This window comes from Ruminococcus sp. AF31-8BH (assembly GCF_003460605.1).
GTDB classification, from domain to species: domain Bacteria; phylum Bacillota; class Clostridia; order Lachnospirales; family Lachnospiraceae; genus Blautia_A; species Blautia_A acetigignens.
Genome location: NZ_QTVN01000022.1, coordinates 1 through 19,230 on the forward strand (window position 1 = coordinate 1; position 19,230 = coordinate 19,230).

The following is a 19,230-nucleotide window of genomic DNA, read 5'->3' on the forward strand; positions in this document are numbered from 1 at the left end:
CGTCGAGTAGACTTTGTCTCGACTTTTTCACATCCTTTCATCATATATTGTTTTGCGATGAGAGGTTCAAGTCTCAAAAGCCCCTCACAGAACCGCACGTGCCCTATTAAGGCATACGGCTCTTCAATAAGCCATTTACCTAATACGCACTTTTCAGATATATCCTTGGATACTCCAGTGGATGTATCTTTAGAATATTCATATATTTCTTCCACGTCAGCCAATACGTTTGGTCTCTGCGTCTCTTGCTTTTCCATAACTCCTGTCTCACATATTTGTAATATTTTTGCAAACCTATGTAGTTCCCATAGATTCCATAGTATCTGTAATGCCCCGTCAGTTTCACATTCAACGCTTCTATGGTATCGGCTATGCTTTCGTGCATATGCTCCCATAACCATTTCTTGACTGCTTCTCTTTTCATTTTCAGCTTCTTCCTGCTTGTTCTATGCAGTACACAGTACTTGCCCCAGTGACTTGTCACATTGTAGTGTGTAAAGCCGAGAAAGTCAAAGGATTCCTTTGTTCCCTTGTATCTGCCAAAGGGTAGAATTCTGCTTTTATCCTCTGCAATTTCAAGACCGAATTTACGCAGTCTTTCTATCAGAAGCTGATAAAACCTTTGTGCTTCATTCTCGTATTGGAACAGACATACAAAATCATCTGCATAGCGTACCATGTACATTTCTCCCTTAAACTCATGCTTTTTCACATAATCAAACCATGTATCTAAGGTATAGTGCAGATACACATTTGCCAGCACTGGCGAAATCAGCCCGCCCTGTACTGTTCCAGCTTCTGTATCCAGTCGCTTACCATCCTCCATAACTCCCCCTATCAGAAATCTCTTGATATATCTGATGAAGTTCTTATCTGCTATGTCATGCTCAAGAAATTTTATCATCCACTCATGGTCTAGGTTATCAAAGAATCCCTTGATGTCTGCATCTAAAATGTAATTGACCTTGTCTGCCATGATGTGTTTGTTTACTCTTTGAATTGCATCGTGACAACTTCTGTTTGGACGAAACCCAAATGAAAACTCCTTGAACTTAGGCTCATAAATCGCTTCCAGTATCTCTTTAAAGACACCTTGAACGACTTTATCCTCAAATGACGGAATGCCGAGTCCTCGCATCTTGCCATTACCTTTTGGGATATAGGCTCTGCGCACGGGATATGGTTTATAGGAAAACTTCTTCATTCTGACAAGCAGACTCTCTATGTTTTCTTCTAAGTTCTCTCCGTATTGCTCCTTGGTTATTCCATCCACTCCTACTGCTTTCCCTTTGGGTTGTTTGTTGTAGGACTCTTTGAGTGTGTCACTGTTGACATATTTCATTAGCGACTGAACTCTGCCATATCTTTCTACGAGACTGGCTATTTCTGCTTTCTCTTTTTCCATAGATTTTATGCCTCCTGTGCTCTCTATGTTTTGATTGCAAAAGCAACTTATTGTCCGTCCCTTCCCTCCAGCGTCATTACTGCTTTCATCAGTACTATGGACGAATCCGACTCCTCGATGGTCTTCGTTCATACTCACCATTGCATTGGTCGATATTCCCTACTGTCTCATGTACAGAACCATCCAGGCCTCCCAGGTATGTCAAATATAACAATATCAGGTATGCCGTGCTCTAGGACTCCGGTGTGTTTTCATAGTCTCGCTTTAACGACTAATCCTTATTGGTGACCCAAGGAGGTAGCAGACCACCCCACACAATCGATATTTTAACGAAGCTCAATCACTTCACGCTTACGCATTACGGCGTTCCTGTTCCCTGTCCTACGCTTAAACACCATTGTTAGCCTTTGGCGCTCCAAGGACTCGGTACTGGCGACTTGCTAAGTCTTACCAGACTGGATTCCCACCAGTTATATATTTGGCACCGAACTGGCGCACACCTCCGAGGCTATTGTAACACATTCGATTTTGAGTGTACAGTTACAAAAAGGTGCGTACTTGTTTTTGTATGTGTCTCACACTATACTAACACCAAGCAACCAGAAACTACAAATTAACTATGGAGGTTATTATGGCAAATTACACAAAAACAACTATTGGAAAGGAAAACCGAATTGAGCTGCACGAAAAGTTGTCTTTAACAGGTGCAGAAATCAGTTTAAACGAACTACCTGCAGGAGCAAATGTCCCATTTGTTCATTCTCATAAAGAAAATGAAGAAATCTATGGAATTCTTTCAGGTAACGGCAAAGCCATAATTGATGGAGAAGAAATTAGCCTTTCAACTGGAGACTGGCTAAAAATCGCACCTGCTGCAAAGCGTCAGTTTTTTGCATCCGATATTTCCGGAATTACTTATATCTGCATTCAGGTAAAAGAAAATTCTCTGGAACATTTTACAGCAGAGGATGCCGTAATCGGCTAATTAAAAGTATTTATATACAGAAATGCACAGTTCCCGATATGCTAAGAACTGTGCATTTCTTTTTTGTTCAATATTACGTTTTCTCAATTTTTCAAACAAGAAGTTAGCGATTTCTTTTTCCAGTATTCTCTGTCCCACGGATTTCCTCATGATAGAAATAATCTACGATCACCGGATGTCCCTGCGGGACTCTGCCATAAGGCATTTCATTATCCACAAAGGCACAATCATACTTCTTAGCCATTTTCTCAGCTTTTACTTCAAGTGCTTCAAAGTAGCTGCGGTTATGCTTGTTATAGATCTCGTCGTAAAGTGGTACAAGATCAGGATATTTTCCGGCGATATAATCCATAATTATCTTTTTGAAACCGCCTCGAAGATTGAGATTTTCGAGCCAGAACAGATCGCACTGATCCTTTACCCGCTCAAAGATTGCTTCAAAATCCGTGATACCGGGGAATACCGGGGATACGAAACAGACTGTACGGATACCTGCCTCATATACCTGCTTCATAGCAGCGATACGGTGCTCAATGCTCGAAGCAGAATCCATATCGTTCTTGAAATTTTCATCTAGTGTGTTGATCGACCATGAAACGGTTACACGTCCAAGCTTCTTCAACAGATCAATATCCCGTACCACAAGATCCGACTTTGTGCAGATCAGAATATCTGCGTCACTGCCGATCAGCTGCTCCAGAAGTTTTCTGGTATTCCCGAATTGCTCCTCCTGTGGATTGTAGCCATCTGTCACAGAACCGATGACCACCCGCTGTCCGGCATATTTCTTCGGATTTTTAATTTCTGGCCAATGCTTCACATCAAGGAAAGTGCCCCATTCCTCCTTGTGCCCGGTAAAGCGCTTCATAAAAGAAGCATAGCAATACTTGCAGGCATGTGTACAGCCCACATAGGGATTGACCGAGTAACCGCCTACCGGCAGACTAGACTTAGTCATGATGTTCTTTGTTTCCACCTCACGAATGAGGATTCCATTCATTACTTCTTCCATGATTTCTGTACCTCTAACACTTTATTAAATTCTTCCGGCATTTCCTGAATCATATTTTCATCTCCTATGATAGGGACAAGGTCTTCCTTCATAAACACCGGAATGCCGAGCTTATGTGCCTGGTCCGTCAGAGACCATGCCCATTCCGGCTCCGTATGAATCTTCCTACTCTGAGCTCCGGTCATGGTGCCGACAACGATCCAGTTGATCCCGGAAAGATCAACTGAACCTGGATTGTCGAATAGCGGCTCAAAGGTAACATGATAGTGTTTTGCTCTGACATTTTCCCGTAGTGCGTCAATACGCCACAGTTCTGCTTTTCTCGTCACCGTAACACCAAACCATGCGTTTTCCAAATCTGTATCAAAATCCAGCAGATCTGGTCGCTTTGTAAGGAACAGGAACTGATGCTGTGGATTTTCACGGATTTTTTCAAATACCTCGTCTCTCCATTCTGACTTCCAGCCGGAAAGATCGCTCATGCCGGTAAGAAGAAAGTTCTGCGGACGTTTCTTTTCCATCATCTTGAGCTTACCCGGAAAGAATTCAGGGTCAGCAAAGTCATCAATCATATGCCAGCGTTTCACATTATTGCGGGCATAGCAATATGCACACCCCACTGTACATCCGATGACGATATTCATGTTTTGAATCTGATCTTTGATACAAATACTCATGATTTCTGCCACTCCTCAAGATTCTTTCTGATACGGTCGAGGCATTCCTCAAACTGGGTAATTTCTTCCTCCGAAAAACCTTTGTAGTAAATACTGCCCATTTTATCAGATACAGTATCGTATTTGTCCTTTAAGGCATGTGCTTTTTCAGTCAGAAACAGGAGTGTTTTCCTTTTGTCCGTTTCAGACTGAACACGTCTTATCAGCCCTTGATTTTCCATTCTTTCCAGCATCGTAGTAAGAGAAGTTATCGCTAATCCACATTTAATCGAGAGTGACCTGATTGAGATTCCATCTTCCTGCCACAGTACATAAAGAATACGCCCCTGGGCTCCGTTAAACGCATCAATATTCTTTTCGCTGAGAATCTTCTCAAAGATTCGATCTCCAAGTTGTTTTATTTTGGTAACAAGAAATCCGCCATTCATTTTCGCACAAAAACTCCTATATAGTATATTATCAAATAATACTATATAGGAGTTTTACTGTCAACAGTTTGTATGTCTAAGTAGAAGTAAATACCGATTTGCACCTCAACCGCATTAAAAATCAGGTGGTTATGAACATGTTCTTTGTCTATATGGGTGGTAAGCACAAACTCATACTTGCCGCCCAGGATTTCTTTTGCAAGCTCCATGCCGATCTCATGGGCCTGCTCCGGAGTGACCTCCCCAGGTTGAAAGGCTTGGATCAGGTGGCGGCCCAGGTTCGTTCCCTTGTCGATGGCGTGGCGGCGGGTCCAGGAAAATTCGATATCCGCGGTTTCGGCGGCGCAGCCATGGGCGGATACAAGCAGCTTTCCATCCGTCTTTTCTGGGTTGCAGATATAGTCAATGGCCGCTTTCAGCGTTGACTTGATAGGATGCGTCTTTGTAACTGCCATATCTCATCCAGCCTTTCCCGTATCTCCTCCATGTCGGCCTGATACGCAGGGCCTCCGGCATTGATCCGCTTGGCAATCTGGTTGATATTCCGGCCGATGGCGGAAAGTTCCGAGGTAAACGCTTTGATCTCCGTGGTGTCGGTGTAGATGATATATCCGTCAATCGCCATCTTCCGCAGGTAGGCGCCATAGCGCCGGGTGGGGAGCTGGGCCATCTTCTTGTCAATGAGGCGTTTTTCTTCCTCCGTGACATAAAACTTCATCTGAATATTCCGTTTCCGGTTCGCCATGCGCCGCCTCCGTTCCTCATAAGGGTTTGTGACTATCCCAACAAGCAATTTTGAATTTTCGGGTAAGGGACCTGAAAATCTCAAAATTCGCAAGCGGGTACTCGCTTGCTGTGCTTGCTATCGTTTCTTTTTTCGTACCTAAGTAATACCAAAACCTTCACTTTGGCTACCAAAATGCAAAGAAAAAACGCTACAAACTTTATCCGTTCATAGCGTCCATCAGTTCCTATTCAGTTGTGCTGGGAGCATGGTTACTCCCCCTTTTCTCTGGCGCCCAACACGGCCTGTACGGTGGCAATGATGATCCCGATCTCCCGATCGGTCAATTCATCTGCCAGGATGTCAAGCTGCCAGCGCGCCGTGGATTTCCCATCTGCCGTATCCCCAAAGAGAAGTTGATCCACGGAGATGTGATAGCGGGACATGAGCTCAAAAAAGATTTGGAGGCTCGGATGTTGCCCCTTGTTCTCAATATTGGCGAGATAGCGGGGAGAAAGATACATCTCGTCCCCCACTTTGTTGCGGGACTCTTTTTGCCCCGTCCGTGCTGCTTTTATTGCTGCCCCATAAGGGCTAAAGTCAATTTTTTGTACTGGTCTCTTTGCCATATTCATTCACCAAACTACATTTTACAGTTCACCTTTCTTTCTGGATATGTCTTTATAGTTCCCGTTATTAGCTAAAATAATTCATATTTTAGCTTTGATATTATACGGATTTTCGTATATAATTATACTGATAGAGTTTAGAGAAAGGGCGGATGAAGATGGAGTATATGTCCTGTCCCGAAGCAGCGAAAAAGTGGGGCATTTCTGAAAGGCGGGTACAGCGGCTTTGTGAGGATGACCGCATACCTGGCATTTCAAAAATCGGTTATATGTGGCTTATACCAAAGGTAGCAGATAAGCCAGTAGATAAACGGCAAAAACAAAACAAAGGCGGCGAGAAATTGTAACATGAGTAAGGTGCTATTAGTAGAAGATAATACAAGTGCAGTAAAGAAAATTGTGCGTTATATTGACAATATATCTGCCGATCTTGAGGTACATTCTGTTTCCGAGGCCGGAGAAGCCTTGCAATATGCAAAAGCGAACGATGTTTCCCTTTTTATCCTTGATATTCAGTTAGAGGACTATAAAGGAACCAGCTTAGCAAAGCAGCTCCGCGAATTGCCGGAATATAAATATACGCCGATTATTTTTGAAACGGCATTGGCAGGAGAAGAACTTTCAGCTTATCGAGATGTGAAGTGTTACAGTTTTCTTGTAAAGCCATTTAGCGAAGAAGAATTTGTAACGGCATTTCGTGACGCGTTGGGATTGTCTAAACAGATGAGCCAACAAGCAAAAACCATTCAGATTGAGCAAAAGCAATTTATCTTAGAATATGTTACACAGGATATTGCCTATATCGAAGCCTTTGGAAAAAAACTTGTGATCCATACCAGTAGCCGTCTGTCCGGCATCAAAGAAGATACGATTTCCGGGTACACTTTGTCTGGTTTATTGGCGTTGCTTGATGATCCAGCATTTGTTCAGTGCCATAAGAGTTATGTCGTGAACAAATCCCATATTGAGAAAATTGACAAATCCGAGCGGAAGATTTTTCTGAAAGGATTTACAGATACAATCCCCATCGGAAATAAATATCAGGCCGAATTATGGGGGAAAACATGAACTTTCTAATGAATCTGATACAGTTAGGATTGGATGTGGGAATACTGGCTCTCTGCTGTGAAGCCGTTTTCCGGCAAAAATCAGAAATAAAGGCAAAAGATTTTTTCATTTTTCCCATTCTTCTTGTTCTTTGTGTTGTACCGAGAGTGGATTTTTCTGTCGGAGCAAATATGACGGCATCTTTCCGCAGTGAAGGCTTTGAAATACTACCAGCAGACAATATTGTTGGATTGCTGTTTTTGATTTTTGCAGTATTGTTGTTGAGCAGTATTTTCTTCGGCTCCAAATCCAGCGGAACGGTTTTCTGCGGCACAATGGCGGCCTTCTCCATTTTCCTGTTCGTCAAATGCCTGTGCGCGGTTCTTTTTGCTGTCTGCGGAGCTACGGATATTTTACTCCTGTTGGGCAGCCGTATAGCGGCGTTGTGCCTTATAGTCGTACTGGAGTTCACGCCACTTTTCGGCTTGATCCATCAGCTCGTCCAAAGAAGCGATTTCACAGTTCTGATCGTATCTGCCAATATCGCTGTCCTTCTCATGGCAGTGCTTTCTATCCTCTCTTTTGATGTGGATAGAATTCTTTCCCATCTGTGGGTGATTATAATTCTGATCCTTGCGGTACTGCTGCTGGACAGTATATTGCTGTTCCTACATCAGCGTCGAATGCAGGAGCAAAAGCGAATCCACATGATTGAGCAGTATGTGCCTATTGTAGAAGAATTGATCTCACAGGTTAGGGCAAGACAGCATGAATTTAATAACCGGATGATGGCGATTGAAGCTGTCGTTACCTCTGCTGATACTATAGAAGAAGCCCGGAAAGAAGTGACGGCTCTCACGGGAAGCATTGGAATCAGTCTTAATGACCGGGAACTGCTCTCATGCGACAGCAAAATGATTGCCGGGATGCTGTTTGGGAAAATAAAACAGGCAGAAGCGGCAAATCGTCACATAGAATTATCTTTACATGGTCTTTTCAAGAAAACTGTTACCCCGGAAACAGAATGGATCGAGGCCATTGGAATTTTATTGGACAATGCAATCGAGGCTTCACCGAAAGGAAGTACGGTTTTTTTATCCAGTAAGAAACAGGGGGACTTTCTGGAATTGACAGTTGCCAATCCAGCTCCTCCGCTTTCAAATACTGAATTTATGGCCTTGTTTGGAAAAGGTGTAACTACAAAGGCAAATCGGGACGGCCACGGATTTGGCCTGTATAACATCCTACGCATGACGGAACGGTATCATGGGAAAATCCTGACCCGTAACGAATCCATTTTGAATGAAAATTATGTTGTCTTTGGCATACTCATGCCATGAGAAAAGGGTATGAACGAGGGTTTTAAGGGAACGAAATTTATCTTGTTCCCTTAAAACCCTCTCTTGTTTCCGGGCTATTGAAGCGCCTGAAAGAGTTCGATATACTGGAAAAAACAAAGAAAGGGATGAATGAATATGATAGGCCTTGTGAGAAATGAGTGGAAAAAAATTTTTCTGCCGGTGCTATTGACAACAGTTCTTCTGGCAATCGCCATGAGTGTGTTGTCCTGCACAATTTATCAAAACTATACACTACACTACGATTTAGAGGCATGGGAAGTTGGAACAGAACTGTTTTCTCTGCTTTATCCGCTATTTGTTGTGGTGCCGCTATGCTGGAATTTGTATTATGAGCGCAAAAATAACTTCCTGCTCTATGTCATGCCGCGAGTGAAAATTAAGAAGTACCTGACTGCTAAATGGATTGCGTATGCGCTGGGAACTCTTTGTATTATTGTGATTCCCTATATACTATCGGCGGTGTTTGCCATCTATGTGAAACCGCCAGTGGTTCCTTTCGCTGAAAATCCGTTTAGCCATATATTTGAAAACGCATTTATAAAGACCCCGCTGTTATATGCAGTTGCCCTGTCCCTTTGGAGAGGCATAGTCAGCCTTTTTGTAATGACCTTCGGATTTGTCCTCGCTTTATACTGCAAGAACATTTTTGTAATCCTTACCGGACCGTTTATGTATTCCATTTTAGAGAATTTTGTTCTGGCTATTCTTCGTTTAGAGAGATACCGGCTGGTCGTAGCTTTTGATCCCACAACAGTTGATCCACGGGTCGTGTCAATCTCCTCTTTCTTCTTTGGCCCAATCGTTTTAAGCATTGTGATTGGCCTGACAGCGTTTCTCCTTTCTAAGAAAAATGCTGTCGTAACCGTTTAGGAGTCCGTTATGATTGCGCTTATCAGAAAAAATCTTCGTTTGTGGGGATATGGAAAGTCGCTTGCCCTATTTGCCGGATGTATACTTTTTTCCATCAGCGGGAGGTTAAACGGAGGTATTGCATACGAGCGGCACATCTTGTCGGCGGTATCAGACCATTACTATCTGACCTATTTTGTGCTGCCGATTGTACTGTTAAGCTGCTTTTCCTTTATTGATGACGACGGAGAGCCAGTAATCTTACGGTTTCAAAGTTACCATTCTTATTTTCTGAAAAAATGGATTGGGGTCGGTTTGATTGCAGTCATTCTGACGGCTGTTCAAACTGGGGCAATTCTTCTGTCTGGTATAGGATTACCTTTAGGCAACGAATGGAACCTTGCTGCGGGTGCAACGGAAGCCGAATTATTTTCCACTCTGGAACAGCTTTTTGCCAGTCCCTTGCAGGCGTTTGTCTGTTTTACCCTCTATCAGCTTATTGGAAGTTGGCTGATATTTGGAATCTGTATGTGGATTGGACATTTCGCTGGGAGAAAGTGGACGATCCGAATTGTAATCGTTCTTTATGTCCTCTCGGCTGTGTGGATCAAGCTTCCGGCAATTCAAAATATACCGCTGACGAGTTTTAATCATTTGCTGATTTTACACCACAATTTGGTCGTGCCCCATCGTTTCGAGATAACCGCCTGTACCTTGCTGCTCCTTGTTTTGATAATTGCTATATCTATTCGGTTTGCGTGGCGGGGACAGTTGCCGCATATACAGTTATCCCACCGTGGTATAGCTGGCTACTATTTCCATGCGCTCATGATCCCTCGTAATCTGCTGATTCTTTTAGGTGTTGTGTTGGGAGTTTCGATTTACAAAGGCTTAGGCAATGGCACCGCCCTATCAGGAGTGGAATGGATTTATGCCCTGTTTGCAGGACATGGAACCGGATATTTTCAAGTTTTACCTTTTCTTGAACTGCTGATTACCGGCGGTGTGCCCCTTTACCTGCTTGCCGCTTTTGTGGAGCAAACAGTGAACGGGCAATCTATATTTGTTTCTGTGCGCTCGAAGGGCCGCAGGCATTTGATGAAGAGCATTTTATTGGTCAGCATAAAGTTTCTCATGGTATATGCAATCTTTTGGCTTATGGCTGGCCTTATAGGGGCATCCCTATTCAGCACTGGATTAACAATCGTTTCTTTCAGGTTCCTGCTCTATGCGGTTTTGATGAAGTGCCTTGATATATTGGCGCAATATCTGATTATGCTCGGCATCTACATTGCCACAAGACAGGTTACAATCGGTTTCCTTGTGTTAGTGGCGGGAAATCTGCTCTGTGTCCTTCCGGGGAATTGGGTAGCTTATTCGCCTTTTGGCCTTTCCAGCCTGACAAGAATTTCTGTTGTGGAACCGGGAATTGGAATTTCCGCTGTGTCCGCCTTTGGGATAGAGGCCGCTATTTTAACGCTGATGATTGCAGGAATCCTTATGTGTGGCTACAAGAAAATATTGAATTAGGAGGACAGAATATGAGTTCATATATTGAAGTGAAAAATGTATCAAAAAGTTTTGGTGGCAAGGCAATTCTTCAAGACGTTTCACTGTCCATAGAACAGGGAACAGCTGTTGGTTTGGTTGGCGCTAACGGCAGCGGAAAGTCGGTGCTGTTCAAGATTTTATGCGGTTTCGAGAAGCCTGATCGGGGCAGTGTTTACGTGCGCGGAAAACAGCTTGGTAAAAATGGCCGCGACTTCCCCGAAAGTTTGGGAGTATTTATCAATTCCCCCGGTTTTATTGGCATTTACAGTGGTTTTCAAAATCTGAAATTTCTTGCGGACATTCAAGGGAAAATTGGAGAAAAAGAAATCCGACAGGCCATGAGCAAAGTGGGGCTTGACCCTGATAATAAAACGAAAGTAGACAATTATTCTCTTGGTATGAAGCAGAAACTGGGGATTGCACAGGCAATTATGGAGGGGCAGGATATTCTGATTTTGGATGAGCCTTTTAACGCATTGGACTACAAAACCTATGAGGATGTAAAGGCCATCATCCGTATGCTGAAAGCGGAAGGCAAGACCATTTTTCTGACTTCACACCATTTCAAAGACATTGAACAGCTATGCGATCAGGTGTACTCGATTGAAGATTGCAGACTAATTCCGATTACGGAGGAAATTGCTGCCCGCTATAGAGAGATGGAATAACCCGTTAAAAGCAATAAGAAAGGTAGCTGCCGGACGGCGGCAAAGAAAAAAAGTCGTCGTCCAGCAGTCCTATCAACACGCCTATAAGAAACGGCGGCTTTGAATTTCAGAGCCGCCGTTTCTTTGCGCTTGCACAAACCAATGACGACCTACAGGGACACGGTAGCCAATAGGAGGTAATATTGCCGTGTTCATTTTGCCTTCAACAATCTGCCTAATATTTTACGGTCAAAAAAAGCTCATATCCTCCATGGGGGTATTCTAGGCATGAGTATGAACATAAAAATCATGTAAATAGATTTTATAATTCCTCTGCGCCTGTCTGCGTTTTGCAGACAGGCGTTTTTTGCTGTTTATGTAAGCCTTCGCCATGTAGTGAAGCCTTTCATAAAAACTTTCTTCCCTCTGCGGTTGCCAAAATCGCAAGCCTTGCATTACTGAGGCGAAAGGGAGGAAGTCACCACCCCGCACCTGTGGGCGCGAAGGGAGGTGAGAAAATGAAAGACTCCTATGAGCAGCGTATTCAGAATCAGTTTGGCGCCTTCTGTGTCAAGGTTTTGAAGAATGAGGCCGGGTATATCCAGCGTGAATATACCCGGCTCCGGGATCAGGAAAAATCCCTGGGCGAGCTGACAGCTTTCGAGCTGGAGCAGACCGCCGTATGGGACAAGCACTTCTTGGACGAGCATGTCTTGGACATGCAGGGCCTCCCGGTCGTTGTGACCGGCAATCTTCTGGCCGACGCTCTGGCGCAGCTGCCGGAGGGCAAGCGGGATGTGATCCTGCTGTCCTACTTTCTGGGGATGACGGACCGTGAGATCAGCGACAAGCTGAATATCGTCCATCAGACCGTATCAAAGCGGCGCCTTACTACGCTGAAAGAATTGCGCGAATATCTGATGAAGGAGGGATTTGAATGGCCGGACAAGTGAAATCTATCCCGGTGCCTGTGATCCTGGCAGCCGTGAACGGCGACGAGGACGCCCTTGCCGCCGTGGTCGCTCACTATCAGAAGTACATCCGGGCTCTTGCCACCAGGCCGCTGAAGGACGAATACGGGAATACATACCTGTATGCCGATGAAGATATGCGGCTTAGGCTGGAAACGAAGCTGATCCACAGCATCGTGACGGGCTTTGAGGTGCTGCCGGTCTAAAACCTGCGAGGCAAGTTTTTCTCCCTTTCCTTGCTCCAACGGTTCGGCATTGAAATTCCATGCTCTTTGACAAAGAAAGTCAGATGGGAGGCTATCTGTGCAGCATAAGGCAAACGGATGCATTCCTGTTTGTGCCGAGCCATACGGCCGGTGCGCCATGACCTCGTTTCAAGTCCGCAGGACGGGACCACTGTAACGGGCGAGCGAACAACACCAGACCGCAAAGCAAGCGTGGCAGCTTGCGGGCGATGACACACGGGCAGGGTTAAAGATACTCGCGCATTGAACGCCCACAAAGCATCGTGCGCCGCACCCATCAGCATGGGCCGGGGTTAGACTCCCATGGAGCTGTGCCAACAGCCGTCCGTAAGCCTACTTTTCTTTTTTGAAAGTTTATGGATAGATCGTAAACTTTTCAATTAGCAGCAGACAAACACGGAACAGCACGGTAAAATAATAGTGGAAGTTATATTACCCACACATATTCGTGTTGTTCCTTTTCATAACTGAAAGGGGGTTCTCATGTCTCAAACATGGAACGGCACGAAGAAAGAAACCCCTGAAAGAAGGACGTATACGGTTGACGATATTGCTCAAATTCTGGGCATCGGAAGAACTTCCGCATACATCCTTGTAAAAGAAGGGCACTTCAAAATCGTGCGAATTGGTAACGCCATACGCATTTCCAAGCGGTCATTTGACGAGTGGCTTGACTCCCTCGACCTGTGATCCAAGAAAGGAAGAACGATATGGCATCTATTATCAAGCGAAAGAAAAACTATTCCGTTGTTTACAACTATGTGGATGAAAACGGAGAAACCAAACAGAAGTGGGAAACCTGGCATACCCACAAAGAGGCCTTGAAGCGCAAGGCGGAAATCGAAAATCAGCAGCACACGGGAACTTTTCTCCCGCCAAGCAATCAGACAATCACCGAGTTCCTTTATGACTTCGTATCTCTTTACGGAGAAAAGAAATGGGGTGTGTCTATGTATGACAGCCAAACAGCGCTGATTGCGAACTATATCAATCCGATCATCGGTGATATGGAGGTACAGGCGGTTACTCCCCGTGCGGTTGACGGTTATATCCAGACCTTGCAGAAAACCAAGTCAGTGTCCACCAAAACCCGAAAGGCCGTTACCACCTATGTCAGCGACAAGACCATTGAAAAGATCATCAAGCTCCTGCGGTGTGCGTTTAAGCAGGCGGTACGCTGGGAAATCATTGCAAGAAATCCCTTTGACAATGTGATCCTCCCGAAAACGGAGTATGCGAAACGGGATATCTGGACAGCGGATATGATCCGTCTTGCCCTGGACAAATGCACGGACAGCAAGCTCTATGTAGCAATGAACCTTTCCTTTGCCTGCTCTCTGCGTATGGGTGAAATCCTGGGGCTGACCTGGGAGAACGTCCATATTTCCGATGAAGATATTGCGGCGGATAACGCCTATGTCTACATCGACAAGGAGCTGACACGGGCTTCCAAACGGGCGATTGAAACACTGGGTGAGAAGGATATCTATTACATCTTCACTCCGCTCATGCCGAACACCAGCACAAGAATTGTTCTGAAAAAGCCGAAAACCAATTCCAGTATCCGTAAGGTGTGGCTGCCGAAAACGCTGGCTTACATCCTGCGGGAATGGAAGAAGTCCCAGGACGAGCTGAAAGGCTTCCTGGGCGACGAGTATCAGGATTTCGATCTGGTGGTGGCACTTCCCAATGGACGGCCCTGCGAGGATCGGATCATCCTCAAAGAGTTTGCAAAGCTCCGTGAGGACGCAGGGCTGCCGAAGGTGGTCTTTCATTCTCTCCGTCATTCCAGTACCACCTACAAACTGAAACTCAACCACGGCGATCTGAAAGCCACCCAGGGCGATACAGGCCATGACGAGATTGACATGATAACCAGTATCTATGCTCACATTCTGGACGAGGATAGAAAGGTCAATGCTCAGAAATTCGAGACTGCCTTCTATACCAAGCCTGATCTTCGCAACGTCCGTCCGCCGGAGGAATCGACAAAATCGGAGCCTGCGACCCTGGACCTTGAAAGCCTTGTGGAGCAGCTTCAAAAGTCGCCGGAGCTGGCAAGTGCGCTCGCAGCCCTGATAGCGGCGCAAGCCCCGGCAAAGTGATCCGAAAAATCGAATTAGCAAAACATAGAATTTTCTTAGCAAATTTCTGAAAAGCGTTCGAGTCCAATTAGCAAATATACATCATGCGGCGCATAAAAATCTCCCGGTAACGGAAGTGAAATTACCGGGAGAAGGAGGAACAAAAAACGCTGCAAACCCCGAAAAAAGGCTTGCAGCGGTGCTTTCTGACGTCCCAGAGAGGATTTGAACCTCCGACCCCACGCTTAGGAGAGCTCCAACCTATTGTCACTCTCTGTCAATCTGAGGTAAGGTAAACCCATATGGGACACTATTAAAAACTGTTTCCGATTCAATTTGAGTTATTCTGAATACCCCCTCTGTCAAGCTCTGTAAAGCTCTGAAAGTTAGCTGATTGTTTGCTCTAGCTAATAATTGGGGAATGCCTTGATATTACCATCGACATCTGTTATATGACCACCATGCTTCGTACGTTCGATCATGGTAAACAGTATTCAATTAAACTTCCTATCGAAAGCACAAGATATTTTCTTGTCTATAAATAATATAACGCATACGAGACGGTTTGTCCATGCGTTTTTGACTGGCAAATTTTATATTTTATTACGATATTTTTTTCAAAATCTTTTTCGCATTTGTCTTTGAAAAATCACTTAACCGATAAGATCGGACTCTTGTCTTTACAATGATTGGAATTAACAAACCATTATTTACCAGCTTTGCACATCGATTAATAATCGTTTTGTTGGTTACACCTAGCATTTTGCTGACTTCAATTGGTGTAAACTCATATAATCGCTTTTTTAACAGAAATGCTAAGAATTCTTTTTCTTTTGCATTTAAATAAGATAGACTTCCATCTAACTCGTCGTTTTCGGATGTTTTTGATAATTCATATACCTTTTTAGAATACAATTCCATCATCCGCAAAAAATAATTGATCCAAATTTCCGGATGAGGAGGGTTTTCTCTTCCTGAATAATATAACGCCGGTAACCCCATTTGCAGTGATGCATAATACTCATCTGGATCATAGGCAAAATATTCTTCCAGAGAACCTATTCCATTAAAACCATATCCATAATAATCAAGAATATAGCCTGACATTAATCTGGCGGTTCTTCCATTTCCATCTTCAAAAGGATGAATAGTAACCAATTGATAATGAACTACAGCAGCAATAATCAGCGGATGATCATCTGTAGTATTTACATATTCAACAAGTTCATCCAACAAGTCTGGAATATCAATATACTCTGGTGGAATATATTCCGCTGCGCCTGTTTCGGAATCATATACTGCAAATAACATTCCAGGTGGCATAGGGCCTCTTAAGCCTATCTTTTCTTTTGACGCACCTTTTTCAACCATTGCCTGCACTTCTAAAATCATTTCTTTTGAAAAAGCTTCTTTCTTTTTCAGTTTTTCTTCTAAAAAATTTAAAGCCAAAAAGTAATTACGAACTTCCTGTTCTGGCTTTAAAAAATGTTTGTGAGGATCACTATCAATAGCCTCATTTGCCTGTTTTTCAGTTAATGGATTTCCTTCAATCTTATTAGAAGCATAGGAACTTTTTTTCTTAGAGTTTTTTCTAAGTCTGTTTTTTATAACAGGTGGCATTTCTATCGTACTAAGAGAAAAACGCTTTTCGTCTATTTCCGATATTTTTTTTAAAATTTCATTTGTTAACGTAACCTTAATCACATGATCCACCTCCATTTCATCCATATATTATATCGTTTTATGAATTGTTTTTCCACTAAAATTACACTATTTTTTCACTATTTTTCATTACTTCATTGTCTTCGCCAGCGAATTGAGTAATGCCCGCATCTCTGGATTTGCCAACACTTTTGCCAAAAGTTCAGGATCGACTTCATCAGCAACAGTTGCATTATTATTTTCCTGCTGTACATGCATCTGTGGATCCAGATTCTTCTTCTCATAAAATGCTTCTTCAAAAAGCTCTGCATTTTTCCTTCGGTCATCATCCAGAATATGAGAGTACACATCCGTAACCATATTGACCTGAGCATGACCGGAATCACCCTGTACCGCTTTGATGTCCCCACCATTCAGTTTCAGCTTATAAGTAACGCTGCTATGACGGAAACTGTGAAACACAACCGGTGGGAGATTATAGTCCTCAATCAGTTTCTTTAAAGGACCACGGATTGCTCCATCACCAAGAGGAAGTCCAAAGGTACTTGCCATAACCAGGTTATAGTCCATATATTCATCACTCAGGATTTCTTTCATTTCATCCTGTTCAGCTTTCCAGTCTACCAACATATTAGCGACACTCTTTGGTAAGAATATCTTACGCACACTGCTTTCTGTCTTTGGTGTTTTCAGAATACGGACCGTAGAATTCTTCTTATGATTTGTCGGGAATACCAACAACACATCTTTTCCATCCAATGCATTCAACGATTCTTTTCTTATACGCTGTGATTCTTTGTTGATGAAGACATATGCACGGTTTTCTTCAATTGCCTCAGGAGAAATATCTACACAATCCCAGGTAAGACCAAGCAGCTCACCAAGTCGCAGGGAACATGAGAAAGATAGATTAATTGCGAGCTTTAATCGCTCATCTTCACAGACACTGAGCGCATACATTAATGTATCCGCTGTCCAGATGTCTCTTTTTTGTGATTTATGTTTTGGTACAGTCGCATGGGTGCAAGGATTCTTCTCCATCAACTCCCATTTCACTGCCTGTTCAAAACAGTTTCTAAGCAGCTTATTAATATCCCTGACCGTACTGGAAGATACAAATTCATTTCGACTGGTTTTATTCAATGGATTGATAACTGCACGTCTCTTCAAAAGACTCTGATAATATCTTTCGATGAATCGGGTATTGATCTCTGAAAGTTTCGTATCACCAATAATTGGAAGAATATAGTTATTGATAAGAGAGACATTTCCTTCATATGTAGAAAGCGCCCAGTTTTCTTTTCCATAAAGTGCAACATACTCTGTAATAAGCTCATCCAGTGTTTTGCATTTACGAACGACAAATGATCCCATCTCTTTTTTATATTCAATTTCTTTTTTTCTTCTCTTTGCTTCGGCTTTCGTTTCATAGGTTTCCCATTTCTGTTTCCTCTCACCTTTTTCATTCGTATAAGAATAGATTACATTAAATTTTCCGTTTCGTTCTCTTATTGATGCCATATTATTGCATACTCCTTTCCAAATCTCTTTGCTCCATCCAGTCCTCAAATTCATCCCGACGGATTCTAACTCGACTGCCAACTTTTATTACTGTGAACTTTCCTGTATCCGCCCACTTGTTGATCATGCTTCTGCTGACCTTTGCCAGATAGGAAGCTTCATCAAAAGTAAGATACTTTATATTTCCATTGCTTCCTCGTATTCCGGTCTGTGATAATTTCTTCCGCCGGTAATTAGCCAGGGCAATATTTTGTTCCTGTGCAAGTTCTTCATAATCATTCGATGGATCCAGCTTATACCGATCCTGACCTTCCAGAAATTTTTGAAAACTCTCTTTTGTGATCCTTTTCTTTTCTGCAATCACAATGAATTCAAAAAAATGACTATACTTCGGATTATCAAGAATTGTATATACTGAGCTTCTGGTTGTTCCTAGCAGCTGTGCCATCTCTGGCATCGTAATAGTTGCATCTTCCAGAAGAGCGTCCTTTTCTCTGTCTTCCTTTGTCCGATACCGGGACTGGCTTTTATACCAATTCTGAAAAGATTCTTTTGGTATACGTTTCCAGTAATCGACAATAACAGCTTCCATTTGATTTTTCTTGAGTAAATCATAAACAAGATATTCATCAACACCCAACAGATCCGCGACTTCCTTAACAGAATAGGACCAGGATTTCAATTCTTTCCCCGGTTCTTCTCCGGTAACTTTATGGTATTTAATCTGATTGGCGTACCATTTTTCAAAGCTGGCAATATTGATTCGTATCTTTCCGGCAATCTCTTTTGATTCAAAAACATTTTTATGCACCAGCCAGTATCGATCTGTCTTTTTTAATCCCAGTATCTTTCCCATTTCCGGCACGGTCATCCAGGTTCTCTTTTGTGTCGGACGCCGTTTGTAAGGACTGTCTTCTGATATCTTTGAAATGATTTCTTCAACATCGTCCATTTCCGGAACTTCTTTTTGTTTCATAATCGCTGTTGCCATTTATTCTTCACTTCCTGTCTTTTTAGTGTTAGTATTTTTTCTTATATCATATCTCAAATCCAGATAAAAATTTAGGATGTCGATTGCAGACAAAATCTGCCTGATCAACATCCTGTTTTTTACTGCTCCAAGTTATCGAGCCAGTCGTCAAAACTCTTCTTAGAGATGCGATACTTTCCGCCATCCAACTGGATCCACCGGAATTCTTTTTTCTTTAAAAGGTTATAAATAGTAGGTCTGCTGACTCCTAAGATTTCCTGTAACTCTTGTACTGTATAACATCTTTTCTCTAACATTTCTTTATCCTCTTTTCTTTGAAATATGAAAGAAAAATTATTCCTTCATATAACGAAACGCTCAGAGGTTGTTTTACAGTGGTCAAAAGCAAATTTTTTTACTTTTTTCTTACGAGTTTTCTTTAATGCAACTCGTAACATTAGA

The 19,230-nt window shown here is 43.0% G+C and carries 21 protein-coding genes and 1 pseudogene; 11 read left to right on the top strand and 11 right to left on the bottom strand.

Going from position 1 to position 19,230, the window contains the following annotated elements; all coding sequences use genetic code 11:
* Positions 1–139: 139 nt before the first annotated feature.
* Positions 140–1,405, bottom strand: coding sequence for a group II intron reverse transcriptase/maturase (gene ltrA / locus DWZ38_RS19815; RefSeq protein ID WP_117854890.1), 1,266 nt, complete (start codon positions 1,403–1,405; stop codon positions 140–142).
* 631 nt (positions 1,406–2,036) lie between these two features.
* Here ltrA and DWZ38_RS19820 point away from each other — a divergent pair.
* The gene (locus DWZ38_RS19820) at positions 2,037–2,390 is read left to right on the top strand and encodes a cupin domain-containing protein (RefSeq protein ID WP_004614173.1); all 354 of its coding nucleotides are present in this window, start codon (positions 2,037–2,039) and stop codon (positions 2,388–2,390) included.
* A gap of 103 nt (positions 2,391–2,493) precedes the next feature.
* On the opposite strand, the gene DWZ38_RS19825 is transcribed toward DWZ38_RS19820, so the two are convergent.
* The 6 genes and pseudogenes from DWZ38_RS19825 to DWZ38_RS19850 form a co-directional block, all read right to left on the bottom strand.
* Positions 2,494–3,402: a radical SAM mobile pair protein B gene (locus tag DWZ38_RS19825; RefSeq protein WP_117854893.1), complete on the bottom strand. Its 909-nt coding sequence runs from the start codon at positions 3,400–3,402 to the stop codon at positions 2,494–2,496.
* Positions 3,390–4,079: a radical SAM mobile pair protein A gene (locus DWZ38_RS19830; protein WP_117854896.1), complete on the bottom strand. Its 690-nt coding sequence runs from the start codon at positions 4,077–4,079 to the stop codon at positions 3,390–3,392. Before DWZ38_RS19830 ends, DWZ38_RS19825 begins: the two co-directional genes overlap by 13 nt.
* A complete protein-coding gene (locus DWZ38_RS19835) occupies positions 4,076–4,507 on the bottom strand; it encodes a radical SAM mobile pair system MarR family transcriptional regulator (RefSeq protein WP_117854898.1) in 432 nt (143 codons plus the stop codon). The genes DWZ38_RS19830 and DWZ38_RS19835 overlap by 4 nt, the downstream gene beginning before the upstream one ends.
* Positions 4,508–4,614: 107 nt before the next feature.
* Positions 4,615–4,962 (bottom strand): annotated as a pseudogene (locus DWZ38_RS19840) (relaxase/mobilization nuclease domain-containing protein); the annotation flags it as partial.
* Positions 4,923–5,252 (bottom strand): MobC family plasmid mobilization relaxosome protein, encoded by a 330-nt coding sequence (locus DWZ38_RS19845; protein WP_117854901.1) that lies wholly within the window; start codon positions 5,250–5,252, stop codon positions 4,923–4,925. The pseudogene DWZ38_RS19840 and the gene DWZ38_RS19845, both read right to left, overlap by 40 nt.
* A gap of 251 nt (positions 5,253–5,503) precedes the next feature.
* Positions 5,504–5,860, bottom strand: coding sequence for a helix-turn-helix transcriptional regulator (locus DWZ38_RS19850; protein WP_117854903.1), 357 nt, complete (start codon positions 5,858–5,860; stop codon positions 5,504–5,506).
* A 158-nt stretch (positions 5,861–6,018) separates the two neighbouring features.
* Between DWZ38_RS19850 and DWZ38_RS19855 the strand changes: the two genes are divergently transcribed.
* The 10 genes from DWZ38_RS19855 to DWZ38_RS19900 all read left to right on the top strand — a co-directional run bounded on the left by DWZ38_RS19855 (position 6,019) and on the right by DWZ38_RS19900 (position 14,636).
* Positions 6,019–6,207, top strand: a complete 189-nt coding sequence (locus DWZ38_RS19855) for a helix-turn-helix domain-containing protein (RefSeq protein ID WP_117855004.1) — start codon at positions 6,019–6,021, stop codon at positions 6,205–6,207.
* 1 nt (position 6,208) lies between these two features.
* Positions 6,209–6,928, top strand: a complete 720-nt coding sequence (locus DWZ38_RS19860) for a LytTR family DNA-binding domain-containing protein (RefSeq protein ID WP_117854906.1) — start codon at positions 6,209–6,211, stop codon at positions 6,926–6,928.
* A complete protein-coding gene (locus DWZ38_RS19865; RefSeq protein ID WP_243000422.1) occupies positions 6,925–8,247 on the top strand; it encodes a GHKL domain-containing protein in 1,323 nt (440 codons plus the stop codon). The genes DWZ38_RS19860 and DWZ38_RS19865 overlap by 4 nt, the downstream gene beginning before the upstream one ends.
* 147 nt (positions 8,248–8,394) lie before the next feature.
* Positions 8,395–9,138, top strand: coding sequence for a hypothetical protein (locus DWZ38_RS19870; RefSeq protein WP_243000423.1), 744 nt, complete (start codon positions 8,395–8,397; stop codon positions 9,136–9,138).
* A 9-nt stretch (positions 9,139–9,147) separates the two neighbouring features.
* Positions 9,148–10,647 carry a hypothetical protein gene (locus DWZ38_RS19875; protein WP_117854913.1) on the top strand — a complete coding sequence of 500 codons (1,500 nt, stop codon included), beginning with the start codon at positions 9,148–9,150 and terminating at the stop codon, positions 10,645–10,647.
* Between the two features lie 11 nt (positions 10,648–10,658).
* A complete protein-coding gene (locus DWZ38_RS19880; protein WP_117488276.1) occupies positions 10,659–11,336 on the top strand; it encodes an ABC transporter ATP-binding protein in 678 nt (225 codons plus the stop codon).
* 497 nt (positions 11,337–11,833) lie between these two features.
* On the top strand, positions 11,834–12,268 hold the full coding sequence (locus DWZ38_RS19885) for a sigma-70 family RNA polymerase sigma factor (protein ID WP_117854915.1): 435 nt from the start codon (positions 11,834–11,836) through the stop codon (positions 12,266–12,268).
* Complete coding sequence (locus tag DWZ38_RS19890) at positions 12,253–12,492, top strand: helix-turn-helix domain-containing protein (RefSeq protein WP_117854918.1); 240 nt, start codon at positions 12,253–12,255, stop codon at positions 12,490–12,492. The genes DWZ38_RS19885 and DWZ38_RS19890 overlap by 16 nt, the downstream gene beginning before the upstream one ends.
* A gap of 522 nt (positions 12,493–13,014) precedes the next feature.
* The gene (locus DWZ38_RS19895) at positions 13,015–13,221 is read left to right on the top strand and encodes a helix-turn-helix domain-containing protein (protein WP_005541444.1); all 207 of its coding nucleotides are present in this window, start codon (positions 13,015–13,017) and stop codon (positions 13,219–13,221) included.
* Between the two features lie 20 nt (positions 13,222–13,241).
* Positions 13,242–14,636, top strand: a complete 1,395-nt coding sequence (locus DWZ38_RS19900; protein WP_178105389.1) for a site-specific integrase — start codon at positions 13,242–13,244, stop codon at positions 14,634–14,636.
* A 582-nt stretch (positions 14,637–15,218) separates the two neighbouring features.
* Here the strand turns inward: DWZ38_RS19900 and DWZ38_RS19905 are convergent.
* From DWZ38_RS19905 to DWZ38_RS19920, 4 genes are all read right to left on the bottom strand, one after another.
* Positions 15,219–16,343, bottom strand: a complete 1,125-nt coding sequence (locus DWZ38_RS19905; RefSeq protein ID WP_117495895.1) for a Fic family protein — start codon at positions 16,341–16,343, stop codon at positions 15,219–15,221.
* Positions 16,344–16,406: 63 nt separating this feature from the next.
* On the bottom strand, positions 16,407–17,798 hold the full coding sequence (locus tag DWZ38_RS19910; RefSeq protein WP_178105390.1) for a tyrosine-type recombinase/integrase: 1,392 nt from the start codon (positions 17,796–17,798) through the stop codon (positions 16,407–16,409).
* 1 nt (position 17,799) lies between these two features.
* The gene (locus tag DWZ38_RS19915; RefSeq protein WP_117854923.1) at positions 17,800–18,789 is read right to left on the bottom strand and encodes a helix-turn-helix domain-containing protein; all 990 of its coding nucleotides are present in this window, start codon (positions 18,787–18,789) and stop codon (positions 17,800–17,802) included.
* A 119-nt stretch (positions 18,790–18,908) separates the two neighbouring features.
* Positions 18,909–19,085, bottom strand: a complete 177-nt coding sequence (locus DWZ38_RS19920; protein ID WP_005423637.1) for a helix-turn-helix domain-containing protein — start codon at positions 19,083–19,085, stop codon at positions 18,909–18,911.
* Positions 19,086–19,230 lie beyond the last annotated feature (145 nt).